The organism is Dyella jejuensis, from assembly GCF_044904675.1.
Taxonomy (GTDB): Bacteria; Pseudomonadota; Gammaproteobacteria; order Xanthomonadales; family Rhodanobacteraceae; genus Dyella_B; species Dyella_B jejuensis.
Map to the genome: position 1 here is coordinate 1 of NZ_JADIKJ010000021.1, position 16,212 is coordinate 16,212.

General features: G+C 54.4%; 8 protein-coding genes. All 8 read left to right on the forward strand.

What is annotated here, in order from left to right:
• Window positions 1-242 (forward strand): hypothetical protein (locus ISP15_RS16615; RefSeq protein WP_404548894.1); only part of this gene is annotated, 242 nt, incomplete at its 5' end.
• A gap of 731 nt (window positions 243-973) precedes the next feature.
• A complete protein-coding gene (locus ISP15_RS16620; RefSeq protein WP_404548895.1) occupies window positions 974-1,198 on the forward strand; it encodes a hypothetical protein in 225 nt (74 codons plus the stop codon).
• Window positions 1,195-1,695, forward strand: coding sequence for a hypothetical protein (locus ISP15_RS16625; protein ID WP_404548896.1), 501 nt, complete (start codon window positions 1,195-1,197; stop codon window positions 1,693-1,695). Before ISP15_RS16620 ends, ISP15_RS16625 begins: the two co-directional genes overlap by 4 nt.
• Window positions 1,692-3,449 carry a hypothetical protein gene (locus ISP15_RS16630; RefSeq protein ID WP_404548898.1) on the forward strand — a complete coding sequence of 586 codons (1,758 nt, stop codon included), beginning with the start codon at window positions 1,692-1,694 and terminating at the stop codon, window positions 3,447-3,449. Before ISP15_RS16625 ends, ISP15_RS16630 begins: the two co-directional genes overlap by 4 nt.
• Window positions 3,450-3,787: 338 nt before the next feature.
• Window positions 3,788-4,909 carry a glycosyltransferase gene (locus tag ISP15_RS16635; RefSeq protein WP_404548899.1) on the forward strand — a complete coding sequence of 374 codons (1,122 nt, stop codon included), beginning with the start codon at window positions 3,788-3,790 and terminating at the stop codon, window positions 4,907-4,909.
• Between the two features lie 4 nt (window positions 4,910-4,913).
• On the forward strand, window positions 4,914-5,399 hold the full coding sequence (locus ISP15_RS16640) for a hypothetical protein (protein ID WP_404548901.1): 486 nt from the start codon (window positions 4,914-4,916) through the stop codon (window positions 5,397-5,399).
• 4 nt (window positions 5,400-5,403) lie between these two features.
• Complete coding sequence (locus ISP15_RS16645) at window positions 5,404-14,745, forward strand: calcium-binding protein (RefSeq protein WP_404548902.1); 9,342 nt, start codon at window positions 5,404-5,406, stop codon at window positions 14,743-14,745.
• Between the two features lie 182 nt (window positions 14,746-14,927).
• Window positions 14,928-16,205, forward strand: coding sequence for a glycosyltransferase (locus ISP15_RS16650; RefSeq protein WP_404548904.1), 1,278 nt, complete (start codon window positions 14,928-14,930; stop codon window positions 16,203-16,205).
• Window positions 16,206-16,212: the final 7 nt, after the last annotated feature.

The window sequence follows — 16,212 nt, forward strand, 5'->3', positions numbered from 1 at the left end:
TCTGCGTGATGCCTGGCTGCCCGCGGCATTGGCCAGGGCGCTTTGACAGAATCACCTTTTATGCACAACCGCTGGAGCTGGCTTTCCTATTGCCTCAAGCTAGCCTTGTTGTTACCGGTGGCGTGTCGACCACGACGACGACGTTACTTGTTGGTCTGCCGATTCTTTCGGTTCCGCGCACGTTGGAGCAACACAAAGTTGCTCACATGCTGGAACGGAGCGGAGCGGAGCGGCCAAGATAGCTGATGGGGGAGACGTGGAGCGCATTGCTCAGGACATCAGCGAGTTACTAGTCAATTCGAAGTACAGGCAGGCGGCCATACGAATTGCCACGAAGTATATGGCAACTCAATTTGAAAATAATGCCCCCAGTGTTGTCGGAAACTAAAATGCAGGGACAAGCCGTGCTACGAGGATTTCAACTGTCAATTGTGAGTCAATAGGCATCTGAATCAAGATGCTCGGAGTATGCAATTTATGAGAGTTTCGGCAATCAACTATCTCCTTTTGGGTGTAGTCGCCTTTGCAGCTTTCTTTGGTATCCAGACGTTGGTCGTTCCTCATTATCTGCCGACGCCGACCATTGAGAATTTAGCCATCCTTTAGAGGTGAGTGGAAGCTACACATATTATAAAGGATCTCGCACGCAGAGCGTCGTCTGGGTGAATAATAAGCCGTTCTATTGTGGTGCGAGTGCCATGGGTTATTATACTTGCCTTAGATATACAAATGGTTTGCCACAACGATCGCCAATTACCGTACAGATTGTAAATCTGAAAACAGCTTACTGTGATATAGCGATGGCAATGAATATTAAATCTTCGGGCGCAGAATTGTTTAGTCAAACCCCTGTTCAGTGTATAAATGCCTGGAGAAATGGAAACAATTTTTGGTTTTCTGCCTTTTCTTTGATTATTGCGATCTTGGTCGTAGGCTTTACTCACATTTTTCTCACTAGTAGGGATAAGATGGTATGAGCGCTCTGACAAGTTTGGCTGGGCCGAGCAACTTTCATCTGAAGAAGAGAGTTTCCGGAGAGTCGATGGAGCGAATTGCTGAAAACATAAGCGAATTTCCAGGTGATCTAAAGTACAAGCGAGCGGCTAAAAGGATGGCTGTGAGATATATGGCATTTCATTTTGAAAAAGATGCGAATAAATTGAGGCCGGAAAATATACTTGAGGTATGCTCGCAATGAAAGATTCGGCAATCCATTATATCCTCCTTGGCGCTATAGTATTTGCAGCTTTCTTTGGCATTCAGGCGATGGTCGTTTCTCATTACTTTCCGGTACCTGATACTGAGGACTTTAACCATCCTTTAGAGGTGACTGGAACCTATAAATATTATAAAGCTTCTCGCGGTGCGAGCACTGTTTGGGTAAATAACACGCCGTTCTATTGTGGGGCTGGAGCTATAAGCTTTTATACCTGTCTTCGATATACAGAACGTTTGCCGCAGCGGGCAGTCATTACCGTGCAAATTGTAAACATAAAAATGATATACGGCGATATTGCGATGGCAATGAATATCAAGTCATCAGGTGCGGAATTATTCATTCAAACCCCCGCTCAATGCATAAATGCGTGGAGAAATGAAAATATTTATTGGTTTTCCAGCTTGTCTTTGATTATTGCGATTTTTGTTGTGGGCTGTACACGTATTATTCTCACTCGGAATAGGATGACAACATGAGCGCAGTGACGAGTTTGGAGACATGGGCTGAGAATTTCTCCTCTGAGGAAGGGAATGGAAATATCATTTCCTCATTCGCTGGGCTCGGCGTAGATTCCGTGGCCTTGTGTGAAGATATTAGTCTTTATTTAAGTGGTAAAGCGACACTTAATCAGCTAATGGTTGATGCTTATAAGATCGCTCGTGACGCTTCTGAGCTCGTTGTCGAGGTTCAAAAGTCTGATACTGTCCTCGGGAAGGTCATGGGCCGAATCTTTGCAATTGCCTCTGTGCCTGGCGATGTAGCCGATGTTGTGGCTAAAGTCGATGGCGCGAAGGGTGTGAGTGGTTTATCAACTTCAGATATTTTTGCGATATTAGGCGACGTGCTTGACATGGACGGAAGCTTGGTCGCAATTGCCGGGGTTGTTGACCCTCCTGTCGAAGCTGTTGGCCTTACTATCAAGACGGCTGCGTGGGGATTGGGGGTGTGGTCGGTTCATTTGTCCGAAGAGGAGGATTCGCAAGAGGGTCAGCAAAATACTGCTTCCGAATCTGAATCCAATCCGCAGCCTGCGACTATTACTCCCACCGGTAGCGCTGACCCAGGCGTCACTATGGGTTCGGGCACCGTGACTCAGTCCGATGGCTCTCAAGCCACATATCAATCCGGCGCCAATGGTCTAGTCAACAGCGATTCGTGGACATCTACCAATCAGACGACTGAAACCGATACGCTGAATGCTGATGGCTCGACCACCAGCAAGATTACTTATGCCAACGGTACCTATGCCACTGTGACTGACGATGGCCACGGTAATGTGACCACCGACTACTTCACCCAGAATGGCATCGAAACCCGTTCGACTTGGATACATTCCGATGGTACGTCGGGCTCGGTAACGGTGTATCAGGATGGTTTGACCAATATCCCGAATGGCCCTCCGCCTTATACGGTTCCGCTATCCGAGGCGATGATCATCCAGAATCCTGATGGCAGCTACGAGAATGTCAGCTCAAATTCGCAAGACCAAACGCTGACAACCAACTACAGCTCCACCGGAGACCAGACGGGTCAAAGCAGCGCGACTGGAGCGGGCTCCAACGATTTGACCGTGGCCAGTAGTAGCACGCCCATCAATAACGGTGCAGGCGAGGAGATAACTAACAACTACAACGCGGCGGGCAATTGGATCGGCGATACCTGGGTCAGTATTGCAGGCGCGGGCGTCTATGTGGCCTGGGCCAATACCAACATGACCAAAGGGACAAGCGTCGTTAATGCCAGCGGCGTGGAAATCACCAATGACACGGCGGTAGATGGGAGTATCTGGCGCGACACTGCGGAGGGGAACGGAACCACGATCACCCACCTCAATGCGCAGGGAACGCTGCTTTCGGATCAGTGGACTGACACGGATGGAGCCAGTGGCACGGATACCTTCGATTCCGACTCCTCGGGCTCGGGCACCTTCAGTAATGCGGACGGTAGTGGCGGCACGGTGACCCTCGGGGCGCAGGGCGACATCACCATCACCAATACCAACCAAAGTGGGCAGACGACCAGCACGGATGTCTGGCATCAGGCCACGGACAGCTATGACATCACACTGTTCAATTCCGATGGCAGCATGAGTTCGGACTACGACTACTTGGCCAATGGCAATGTCGTCGTTACGGATTACAACAGCGACGGTTCAGTGGCGGCTCAGAGTCTCAATGTAGTCCAAAGACTACACGTATGTAGGGCAACTCCCATATTCGTTATGTTGTAAGGAATGTAAGCTACATATTAAGGTGCAATCTATTCATTAGAGGGCACGGGGCACACGAAATTCGTCAATGGAAGACGTGCAGGACTTTAAAGTCTGGCGCGCTCATTCCATGTGGCCAGCGGGCGCCCTGCGAGTCCCCATGGTTACCATTGCAAGTGGGAAGCGAGCCTGCACGTCAGGCTGGCCAGGGGAGAAGGAAGCAAATGTGGCAAGCAAAGGATGGCTTGGGGCGAAGGCAACACTCTCGCGTTGAGCCGAGCGACACACCGAAACCGCAAGGCGCTGGGCGTGTTCTTATAGCCGGCGAATTCGCGAATAATTGGGGACATCTCGGCTGCATGCTCGCGATGGCGCGTGCCTATCGCGCCGCTGGGCACGAGGTGGTTTTGGCTGTCAGTGACTTGAATGCGGCCCGATTCTTCTTCTCAGGCGATGACTTCCCGCTGCTTCAGGCCCCCGTACTTCGTATTACTCAGCATCCCGCAGCTCACCAAGGAGCAGCGCTCAATTTTGCCGATCTGTTGTGGCGGCTAGGCTATGCAGATCCCGTTGCACTTGCTGCGGCCACGGAGGCATGGGTAGCGCTGCTCGCCCAGATAGACCCGACACTGCTGGTGTATGTCAACGCACCCACTGCGGTGCTGGCAGCGCGTGTTCGGTGTACGCCGACCCTTTTTGTGGGGGGCGCGTTTGACGTTCCACCAACTCTCACCCCGTTGCCCATCTTTCGGGAAGCAGTCGACCCCTCTGTACAAGAACTTGCGATGCTGCGGGAAGCGGAGGTCACGGAAAACATCAATTCGATTCTGAGTCGATTTCAACAACCCGCTCTCAAGTTCTTGGGAGAACTCTTCCCCGCAGAGCAGGTAAGACTCACCACGTTGCCCGAACTGGATCCCTTCGGTTCTCGCCTCCAGGAGCAATACGTCGGGCCAATATTTGCACTGCCTGCCTTTCATCGCGCTGGGTGGAAAAACACTGGTGCAGGCACTCGAATTTTTGCGTATCTGCACCCGCAAGCACCTGCCTGTGAAAGTGTTCTACAGGCACTCAATAGCCTTGAGGCCGAAATACTCTGCGTCATGCCCGGCTGCCCACCGCAGTGGCCAGCAAGTTTCGACCGCATCGCGTTCTATGCACAGCCATTGGAACTGGCTTTCCTGTTGCCAAGGGCGCGTCTCGTCATCACCAGTGGCGTGGCGACCACGACAACATCGTTGCTTATCGGGCTGCCGGTCCTTTCGGTTCCACGCACGTTGGAGCAACACGTGGTCGCCCATGCGTTGGCGCAGACTGGAGCAGCCAAGACTGTAGAGGGTGGTGCTTCAGTGGAAAGCATTGCCAGGGATATTGGTGAATTATTGGAGGTTCCGAATTACAGGCAAGCAGCCGTGCAGATTGCCATGAAGTATATGGTGGTCAAATTCGAGAATAACGCACAACTTCTTGTGGGGGAATGAAGCAATGACCGGCTCATTATTTTTCAAGATTGCAATCGGTTTATTTATTTTCTTGGCGGCGATCACCTATCAGTTTGGAAAGCTAAAAAAACTGGCTCCAAGTTTAGATGATTTCAAGAAAACGACGGATATTTCTGGGGCTTATTCATATCAGAAGTTTGGGAAAAATTACGAAACGCAGGTGGACGGAAAGTACATATATTGTGGCGTTAATTACAGCGGTGGCGTGGGTTCGTGCATCGCGCATTTAAAGGAGGTTCCACCAAACAGTCAGGTTACGGTCACTGTGGCTTCGATTAAGACAAATGGTGGAGACGTGCTGTGCGCAAGTAGTATCAAGTTTGAAGGTAGGGAAATATACAGAAAATCACCGGAAAAGATTTTCAGTGACTGGTGGTTTACAAGTCGCCTGCATGTAACGATTATTCCAATGCTTCTGGTTGCCATTTATCTCGTCATCATATTCGTATTCTTTACTCAGAGGGGGTGATTTCATGGGTCTCGGTCTCGACTTTGCAAGCACCGCGCTGGATGCCAAAAACCTGGGTGCGGATGTTTTGGATTATTTGGGTAGTAATGAAAACGACCTGACGGATACACTGGTTGACCTGACCAAGTTATGCATTGATCTCACGAATACGCTAAAGGATTTTGAAGAAGCACCGGCTACAGAGCTTCTTTCGAAAATTCTCGGCGTGCCAGCCATGGTGGCTGATGCAGCTCAAATAATGGATAAGATAGAGACAATTAAATCGGGTGACGGGACTTCTGCCGATATATTGACGACCATAGGTGACTTGATAGATCTATATGGAAATTTCGCCGAAATTTGCCCGCCCTTGGAACCGAGCGCCCTTGCGGCAAAGGTAATTGCATGGGGGATCGGTGTTGCTGCAGCACAAATAGACCCATCCGAGAGCGTAAATACGTCCAATAACAGCTCACAATCGTCCTCGACCTCTCAAGACCCTCAGGCAGCCACCCTTACCACCGCAGTCGCTCCCAACCCTGGTGTTACGGATGGTTCCGGCACACTGACCCAGTCCGATGGCACCCAAGACACATATCAGTCGGGCAGCAATGGCCTGATCAGCGGCGACTCCTGGACGGCGACCGACCAGACGTCAGGCACCGACACGCTCAATGCGGACGGTTCGACTACCAGCAAGATCACCTACGCCAACGGTACTTACGTCACTGTCACTGACGACGGCCTTGGCAATATCACCACCGACTATTTCACGCAGAATGGCATCGAAACCCGTTCGACCTGGGTGCACTCCGATGGCACGTCAGGCTCCGTAACGGTGTATCAGGACGGTTTGACCAACCTCCCGGATAGCACCACCCCTTATACGGTTCCGCTATCCGAGTCGATGATCATCCAGAACCCTGATGGCAGCTACGAGAATTTCAGCTCAAATTCGCAAGACCAATCACTCACAACCAACTATAGCGCCGCCGGAGACCAGACTGGTCAAGGCAGTGCCACTGGAGCGGGCACCAACGATCTGACCGTGGCCAGTAGCACCACTGCTACCAGCGGTGGTGAACAGATAACCAATAACTACAACGCGGCGGGCAACTGGATCGGCAATACCTGGGTCAGTACTTCAGACGCAGGCGTTTTTGTGGCCTGGGCCAATACCAACATAACCAAAGGAACAAGCGTCGTTAATGCCAGCGGCGTGGAAATCACCAATGACACGGCGGTCGATGGCAGTATCTGGCGCGACACTGCGGAGGGTAACGGGAACACCATCACCCACCTCAACGCGCAGGGAACGCTGCTTTCGGATCAGTGGACTGACACGGACGGAGCGAACGGCTCGGATACCTTTGATTCCGGCTCCTCGGGCTCTGGCACCTTCAGTAATGCGGACGGTAGTGGTGGCACGGTGACCCTCGAGGCACAGGGTGACATCACCATTACCAATACCAACAAGAGCGGGCAGACGACGAGCACGGATGTCTGGCATCAGGCTACGGGCAGCTATGACATCACACTGTTCAATTCCAATGGCAGCATGAGTTCGGACTACGACTACTTGGCCAATGGCAATGTCGTCGTTACTGAGTACAACAGCGATGGTAGTGTCGCCGATCAGCAAACCGTTGCAGCCGGCCTGGTGATCGATCCCGACGGATCCAGTTTTGGCGATGTCGTCAACGCGGACGGTACTTACACAGTCTATTTCGAAAATGCTTCCGGCGACACTACCGCTTGGCAGTTCAGCGTCAGCGGCGAGCTCACCGGCAGTTATCACACCACGAGCAATAATTCCCAGGCCTCGGCGTGGACAGGTACGTTTACGAATGGGCAGGCATGGACTAGTAGTGATAATTCCTCCACGGCCCACTTTACCGATTCGCAAGGCAATACCTGGACCATATACACGAACTCGTCAGGGCAGGAGACGGGTGGCGACTACAGCAACGCATCGACCGGGGCGCATGGCTCCGTCACGTACAACTCAGATGGCTCTAACGAAGAGGTCAATTACGCTGCGGATGGTAGTTCGTACACCATTTTCACCGGCGCGAATGGTGAGGTCAGTAACGAATACTTTGACGCCAGCGGTACCGAAACCAGCGACGTGTGGCAAAATACTGATGGAAGCGGTGGCGGAGACATTTACAATACGGACGGCAGTTCGGAAACCTACATTAAGGATGCGTCAGGTAACACAAGTTACTTCTATTACAACGACCAAGGCGAATTGACGGGTGTTGAGTGGAGTAGCGGCAATAGCGATGTAACCACTTCCACCGGTACCAATGCTGCGGGTGCCGTGGTCATCACCAGCACCAACAGTTACGATGGCTCTAGCGTCGTCGAGACGCTCAATCAAAACGGCAGCCAAACCATCGTGGGCAGCGACGGACTAGGCAATACCGGCACGTTCAATACCAGTGCAGACGGGGCCTCGAGCGACAGTTGGCAAAATGCAAATGGCAGTACGGGCACGGCCATTACCAATGCCAATGGCTCCGGCTCCAGCACATTCGTCACGACCTATGGTTCGGGCAGTGGCAAAACGACCAACGCGGATGGCAGTTACAGCGCCTTTACCACCGATACGTGGGGCAATACCAGCACTGACAACTACAACGTCCAAGATGTGCTGACCGGTGTAGCCTGGAGTAGCAACAACACCGACGTGACCAGTACGACCAGCACCAATGCAGCGGGAGCTACGGTCACCACCAACAGCAATGGCTACGATCACTCCAGTATCGTCACCACGGTCAATAGCGATGGCAGCGAGACCATCGCCTACAGTGACGGGAATGGCAACAGCATTACGGATAGCTACAACGCCAGCGGGTTACTCACAGCAGATGCCTGGACCCAATCCGATGGGACGACGGGTAGCGACAACTATTATGGTGGCCTCGGCATTGACGGCCCCTTTTCGACCATCATCCATGCAGGTGCCGGCGGCACAGAAACCGCACCCCTTGTGGTTATCGCAGGTAGCGGAAGTGCGACAGTCTACGCGGGCGCTGGGTTCGATCAAATCCAAGGCGGTAGCGGTGCTAACACCATTGAAAGTGGCTCGGGCTCCGCAAAGATAGTGGGTGGTACCGGGCAGTCGACTTACGTATACAACCTGGGCGATGGGTCGGACACGATCGACGAAAACGCTACAACGGCCGGCACCGATGTACTGGAGTTCGGTGCCGGTATCAGCTCATCCGATTTGACTTATAGCTATAACTCGACCTCGAACACCCTGACCATCGGCTTTGGGGCGTTGTCCGATACGACGTTGACCGTGGCGGGCTTCGAGGCTTCGCAACCCAGTCAACATCAGATCACGACATTCTCGTTTGCCGATGGTACGACCCTGACTCAATTGCAGGTCTTTCAGAAGGCCGTTGCCATCAACGGAACGACTGGAAACGACTCACTGGTGGGTACCACGGGTGCGGACTATTTCGATGGTGACGGTGGAAACGATACGGTAATCGGTAACGGCGGTAGCGATACCTTCGTGTTCAATGCTGGTTATGGGCAACTCACCATCGACGAGACCTATTCCAGTGGTCAACAGCCCGTGTTGCAACTGGGGGCGGGGATCACCGCATCTGCGCTGAAAGTGACAGAGAATGGCGCCGATCTGGTGCTTACCGACGGCGTCAGCGGCGACCAGATCACTCTGGACGGCATGTGGTCATCGAGTAGTGACGGCGTGGCAGTCGTCCAGTTCGCCGACGGTACCAGCCTGGTTGCAGCACAACTGAAGCAGACGGGAATGACCGGTACGACCGGTAGCGACACGATCTACGGTACATCGGGCGCTGATCTGATCGATGGCAAGGGCGGCGGCGATATCGAATATGGTGAAGGTGGCAGCGATACTTTCGTATTCAACGCTAGTTACGGCCAACTAGAGATCAACGAGAGCTATACAACCGGCCAGGTACCGGTGTTGCAATTGGGAACTGGGATCACCGCGTCCGCGCTTCAGGTCACGTCGAATGGCACCAATTTGATATTGACCGACGGTATCAGTGGCGATCAAATCACCCTGGACGGCATGCTTTCTAGCAGCGGTGATGGTGTTGCGGCCGTGCAGCTCGCCGATGGCACGAGCCTGACGGCATCGCAGTTGATCCAGATGGAGATGACTGGAACAACTGGCAGCGACACGCTCTATGGCACGTCGGGTGCCGATCTGATCGACGGTAAAGGCGGTGGTGATTCCGTCAACGGTGGTGGCGGTAGCGACACCTTCGTCTACAACGAGGGCTACGGCGAGTTGGTCATCAATGAAAGCTACTCGAATGGTCAACAACCCGTGTTGGAGCTTGGCGCGGGCATCACAGCGTCGACGCTGCTGGTCTCGTCGGATAGCAACAACGGGCATGACGATCTGGTTCTCACGGATGGAATCAGTGGCGATCAAATCTATTTGCTGGGTGAAGATTCACTTCCCAACACTGGCGTAGCCGAAGTGCAGTTGGCTGATGGAACGACGTATACCGCGGCTCAACTCATCCAGATGTCGCATGACATCAACGGAACGACCGGCGACGACACCCTGGACGGCACAGCCGGGGCAGACTTTTTTGATGGCAAGGGTGGCAATGATCTCGAAATTGGCGAGGGCGGCAATGATACTTTTGCGTTCGACGCCGGTTACGGCCAGCTTACCATTGACGAAAATTACTTGAATGGTCAGCAGCCTGTGCTCCAATTGGGCGCGGGCATCACGGCCTCGTCGCTGCAAGTCACGACGAACGGCGAGGATCTGTTCCTGGCTGACGGTGTCACGGGCGACTCCATTGATCTGGAGAGCATGTGGGCGAGCCCATATTGGGGTGTCGCTAGCGTGCAATTGGCCGACGGCACCACGTTGACCGCAAGCCAGTTGATCCAGATGGGCGTGACGACAACGGGTACGACCGGCAACGACAGCATGTATGGCACCTCGAATGCCGAGTTGTTCGATGGAAAGGGCGGAAACGATTACATCAACGGTGGCGGCGGTAGCGACACGTTCGTATTTAATGCTGGCTATGGTCAGCTGAGCATTGAAGAGAACAACGACACCGGTAATCTGCTGGAGCCGCGAGATACCTTCCCCACCGGCGTAGTGCCCGTGCTCGAACTTGGCGCCGGCATCACCCTGGCTAATCTGAAAGTGACGGTGGGTAATAGTATCGTCTTGACCGACGGCATTGCGGGCGATCAGATTACCCTCGATGGCGAGGGCGCTTATGGTGGCTACGGTGTCGCTGAAGTGCAATTCGCTGATGGAACCACGTTGACCGCCGCGCAGCTCATCGCACTTGGCTTCATCGGTACGACTGGCAATGATTATATTGTCGGCGACCCCGATAACGAATTGATCGATGGTAAAGGTGGGGATGACACAGTCGTGGGTGGAGGTGGCCAAGACACCTTCGTATTCGACGCCGGCTACGGTCAATTGAATATCACTGAGACAAACAGCGGTAACGCCGTTCTCGAGCTAGGCCCTGGGATTACCGAATCATCGCTGCACGTGTCGACACAGGCTGCCGCGTATTACCCAACCTACACGTTTGGAAACATGTACATCACAGATGGCATAACCGGTGATGAAATCACTATAAACGGCGGGTGGGACAATTACGGAAACGGTATCGGCACCATCCAATTTGCCGATGGCACGACCATGACCATGGCGCAGCTAGAACAACTTGAAATGCAAGGCACGTCAGGTAACGACGTCATCTATGGGACGTTGGGTTCCGATCTTCTCGATGGAAAAGGCGGCAACGACACCATTTACGGCAGTGAGTGGAGTACAGATCCAAATGACTATCCCTATGTGCCGGGGGACGGTAACGATACGTTCGTATTTAATGCTGGCTATGGTCAGTTGACGATCTGGGACCAATATCGCAGCGCGGCAAATGGCCAGGGTAACGTCCAAAACGGAGAGCCTGCTGAGACCCCCATTATCCAACTGGGCTCAGGCATCACAGAGTCGGCGCTACAGGTGACATCAAATGGGCTTGACCTCATTTTGACGGACGGCATAAGCGGAGATCAAATCACCATCAAGGACATGATGGCTGGAGATGCGGGTTCGACAACGTGGGGCATAGCAGCCGTGCAATTTGCCGATGGCACAACGTTGACCGCTGCCCAATTGGAACAAATGGAAATGACCGGGACCACCGGCAACGACACGATCTATGGCACCGCAGGTGCCGACCTGCTCGATGGCAAGGGCGGTGACGATTCTATCGTTGGCGGTGGCGGCAACGATACCTTTGTCTTCAACGCCGGATATGGACAGCTTGTCATTAATGAAAGCTACAGCAGCGAACAACAGCCGGTACTGCAGCTCGGCACTGGCATTTCAGCATCCAATTTGCATGTTACATCCGATGGCACGAGCCTATTCCTGACCGATGGCGTCAGCGGCGACGAGATTACGCTGTTTGATGAATTGCGGTACGAAGATGAAGGCGTCGGCGAGGTGACCTTTGCCGACGGCACGTCCTTGACCGCAGCGCAGCTCAATCAAATGGAAATGACGGGTACATCCGGGAATGACACCCTCTACGGGACCTATACCAACGATGTGATCGACGGCAAGGGCGGAAACGATTTAGTCATCGGCGCGGCGGGATCGGACACCTTTGTCTTCGATGCGGGCTATGGCCAGTTGGAGATCCAGGACTCGGCATACTCTTCCTCAATATTGCAGTTTGGCGCGGGGATCACTGCCTCGTCACTGCATGTCACATTTAGCGGTAGCAATTTGATTGTCACGGATGGCATCGCGGGTGACCAGATCACCATCGACAATATGTGGTCCAACAGCAGTGAGTACGGTGTTGTCGGGGTCGACTTTGCCGATGGCAGTACGCTGACGGCGGCCCAGCTTATCCAGTTGGAACTGACCGGGACAACGGGCAACGACACCATTACGGGTACAACCGGTGCTGATCTGATCGACGGCAAAGGTGGTAATGATTCCGTGACCGGTGATGGTGGCAGCGATACCTTTGTTTTCAACGCTGGCTATGGGCAGTTGACGATCAACGAGGCCTATACCAGTGGCCAGACGCCGGTATTGGAGCTCGGTGCTGGCATCACCGCCTCGGCACTTCATGCCACGAAGAGCGGCAACAACCTGGTGTTAACCGATGGCGTGACAGGCGACCAAATCACTTTGATTAACATGTGGACGACCAGTGGCGATGGCGTGGCGAGCTTGGCGCTGTCGAACGGTACGACGCTGACGCGGGCGCAGATCATCGCGTTGGAAATGACCGGTACGACGGGTAATGACACGATCACGGGCACGTCGGGCGCTGATCTGATCGACGGCAAAGGTGGTGATGACTCCGTGACCGGTGATGGCGGCAGCGATACCTTTGTGTTCAATTCCGGCTATGGACAGCTGACGATCAATGAGACCTATACCGGTGGCCAGACACCGGTGTTGGAACTCGGTGCTGGCATTACGACCTCGGCACTTCACGCCACGAAAAGCGGTAACAATTTGGTGCTAACCGATGGGGTCAGCGGCGATCAAATCACCCTGGTCAACATGTGGACAACCAGTACAGATGGCGTTGCGAGTCTGGAACTGTCCAATGGTACGACCCTGACACGGGCCCAGATCATCGCACTGGAAATGACTGGGACGACAGGTAACGACACCATCACAGGTACGACGGGCGCTGATCTGATCGATGGCAAGGGCGGCAACGACTCGGTGACGGGCGATGGCGGTAACGACACCTTCGTTTTCGACTCCGGTTACGGGCATTTGGCGATCAATGAGGTCTACACCAGTGGTCAGACACCCGTATTGAAGTTCGGTCCGGGGATTACCTCCTCGGCGCTGAAAGTAACGAAAAGCGGCAGCAATGTAGTCGTCACCGATGGCGTGACAGGCGACCAAATAACCTTGGATGGTATGGATACGAGCAGCACCGATGGCGTCGCTACGGTGCAGTTCTCCAATGGTACATCGCTCACACGGGCTCAGTTGATTGGGATGATTGGCCAAACGCCAACGCCCACCCCGACGCCTACGCCTACGCCCACCCCGACGCCCACACCCACCCCGACGCCCACACCCACACCTACTGTGCTGACAGCGGGACCGAGTAACACGCTAGTCAGCACCAATGGCGTGGACATTCTGGAAGCGAATTCGAGCAACGATACGCTGACAGGCGGCTCGGGTACGGATACGCTGGAAAGCGGCGTAGGCAATACGCTGATGCATGGCGGTTCCGGCGCAGAAACCTACCTGTTCAACGCGGGCTTCGGCCAAGACACCCTCGTTGCCAACGATAACGCCACCAGCAATACGATCCAGTTCGGTGTGGGGATCACGGTTTCGGATCTGGAGTTTGAAACGGACGGCAGTGAATTGCTGATCGAGGACACAGTTTCGAATGGTAGCGACGGCCAGGCCAGCTCCATCACGCTGCCCGATCACTTCGTCAACGGCTCGCCAGTGAACGACGTCGGCGAATTGCTGTTCAGCGACGGCAGCTACGTAACCATGGGGCAGATCAATCAGTTGTTCGCCTCGCCATCGCCATCGCCATCGCCAGCACCTTCGCCGACGCCGACCACAGTGCTGACCGCTGGATCGAGCAACACCCTGATCAGCGACAACGGCATCGATCTGCTTGAAGCCAACTCCGGCAACGACACGTTGACGGGTGGTTCCAATATGGACACGTTGGAGAGCGGCGTGGGTAACACGCTGATGAACGGCGGTTCTGGTGCGGAAACCTTCCTGTTCAATACGGGCTTTGGCCAGGACACCATCGTGGCCAATGGCAAGGCGACGAGCAACACGATCCAGTTTGGCGCGGGGATCACGGTTTCGGATCTGGAATTCGAAACGGACGGCAGTGAACTGCTCATTCTGGACACGACGTCGAACGGAGGCGACGGCCAGGCCAGTTCCATTACCTTGCCCGATCATTTCGTCAACGGTTCGCCGGTGACCGACGTGGGCGAGCTGGTATTCAGTGATGGAAGCTACGTGACGATGGCGCAGATCAATCAGCTGTTTGCGTCCTCGCCGTCGGCATCGCCGGCAGCTACGCCTGCCATGGCGCCGATCGATCGTGCGTCGACTGCATCGAACACGAGTTCGGCGGTGACATCCTCATCAAGCAGCTCAAGCGTCGTTAGCCAGCCTCATGAAATGGACGTGCCGGAAAACGCCCTGGTACTGCAGGTCAATCCGTTGATCCACGCCATGGCGAGCTTCAGTGGAACCAGCCTGGCGGCGGATGCTGCGCTGACCCTCACGTACAAAACCGAGGATGGAGCCATGTTGCACGTGGCGGCGTAGCGTTCTCCGGCTGCCTCATCGCCAGGGTAGTGACTCGTGGATTAGCCGATCAATGGCGGTTCGGCGGACTTTGCAGGCCTCACGCTTGGAGTCCGCCGAATCGCCGGCGTCAAAGCTATGTGTCATTTCCGTAACGACGGTGCGATCTATCTGGCTCATTTCACTCACGACGTTCGTTACACATGCCGCGCCGAATCGTTTTCATCCATCAAAATGCTCCAGGACAATTCAAGCATCTTCTGACTCATTGCGCGCAAAGCCCTGAGTATGAGGAGGTGGTAGTCATCGGCGAGAAGCGCCGCGTTCTCGCTCATTTTCCGCGTGCCGTGCCGGGCGTGAAATTTCACGTCTATGAAATGGCGGAGATAACCCCCGGGCAATTGCCACCGGAATTGCTGTACACGGCAAACGCGATGCGTAGAGGGCGTGCGGTAGCCCTGTGCCTGCAAAGTTTGCGCAGCACCGGGTTCCGACCGGATGTGATCTACGGACACCCGGGGTGGGGCGACACGCTGCACGTACGCGATGTCTTTCCGGAAGCGCGGATCATCAATTACTGCGAGTTCTACTTTAATCGGGAAGGCCAGGACATCGGTTTCGATCCTGAATTCCAGGCCGAAGTGACAGATGCCTATCGCGTTCGCACGGACAACATGACTCAGCTGTCCAGCCTGGTGGATGCGGATGCCGGCATCAGTCCCACATTTTGGCAGCGATCCCGCTATCCGGAGCTGCTACGCAAATCCATCTCGGTCATCCACGACGGTATCGATCTGGATGTCGTGCGCCCCGATCCGGCTGCCGAGGTCGTGCTACCGCATGCTTCGCTTCGCTTGAGCCGGCAGACACCCGTCATTACCTATGTCGCCCGAAATCTGGAGCCTTATCGCGGGTTTCACGTATTTATGCGCTCGTTGCCGGCCATACAGGCTGCATTGCCGGATGCGCGGATCGTGATCGTCGGTGGCGATGACGTGTCGTACAGCAAAAAGCCTGCACGAGGCGGGACCTATCGCGAAATGATGCTGAGCGAGCTGGGGGCGCGGCTGGACACCTCTCGCGTGCACTTTCTTGGCCGCATTCCCTACGCCCAGTATCTACGCGTGCTGCAGGTATCGAGTGTCCACGTTTACCTTACTTATCCCTTCGTGTTGTCGTGGTCGATGCTGGAAGCCATGGCGACTGGAGGCATGGTCGTTGCCTCAAGAACCGCCCCTGTCCAGGAGGTCATCGAAGATGGCATCAATGGCCGTCTCGTCGATTTCTTCTCACACCAGGATCTGACCGAAGCGGTATCCAAAGCGTGTCTTGAACGGGATTCGCTCGACGCGCTGCGCCACGCAGCTCGAGAAACGGTGGCGAAGCGTTTTGATCTCAAAAGAATTTGCCTGAGCCAGCAATTAGCCTTGCTGGATCCCGCTTACCCACCCGCATTCGTTTCTGCGAGTGCTACGCAATGACTGCCAG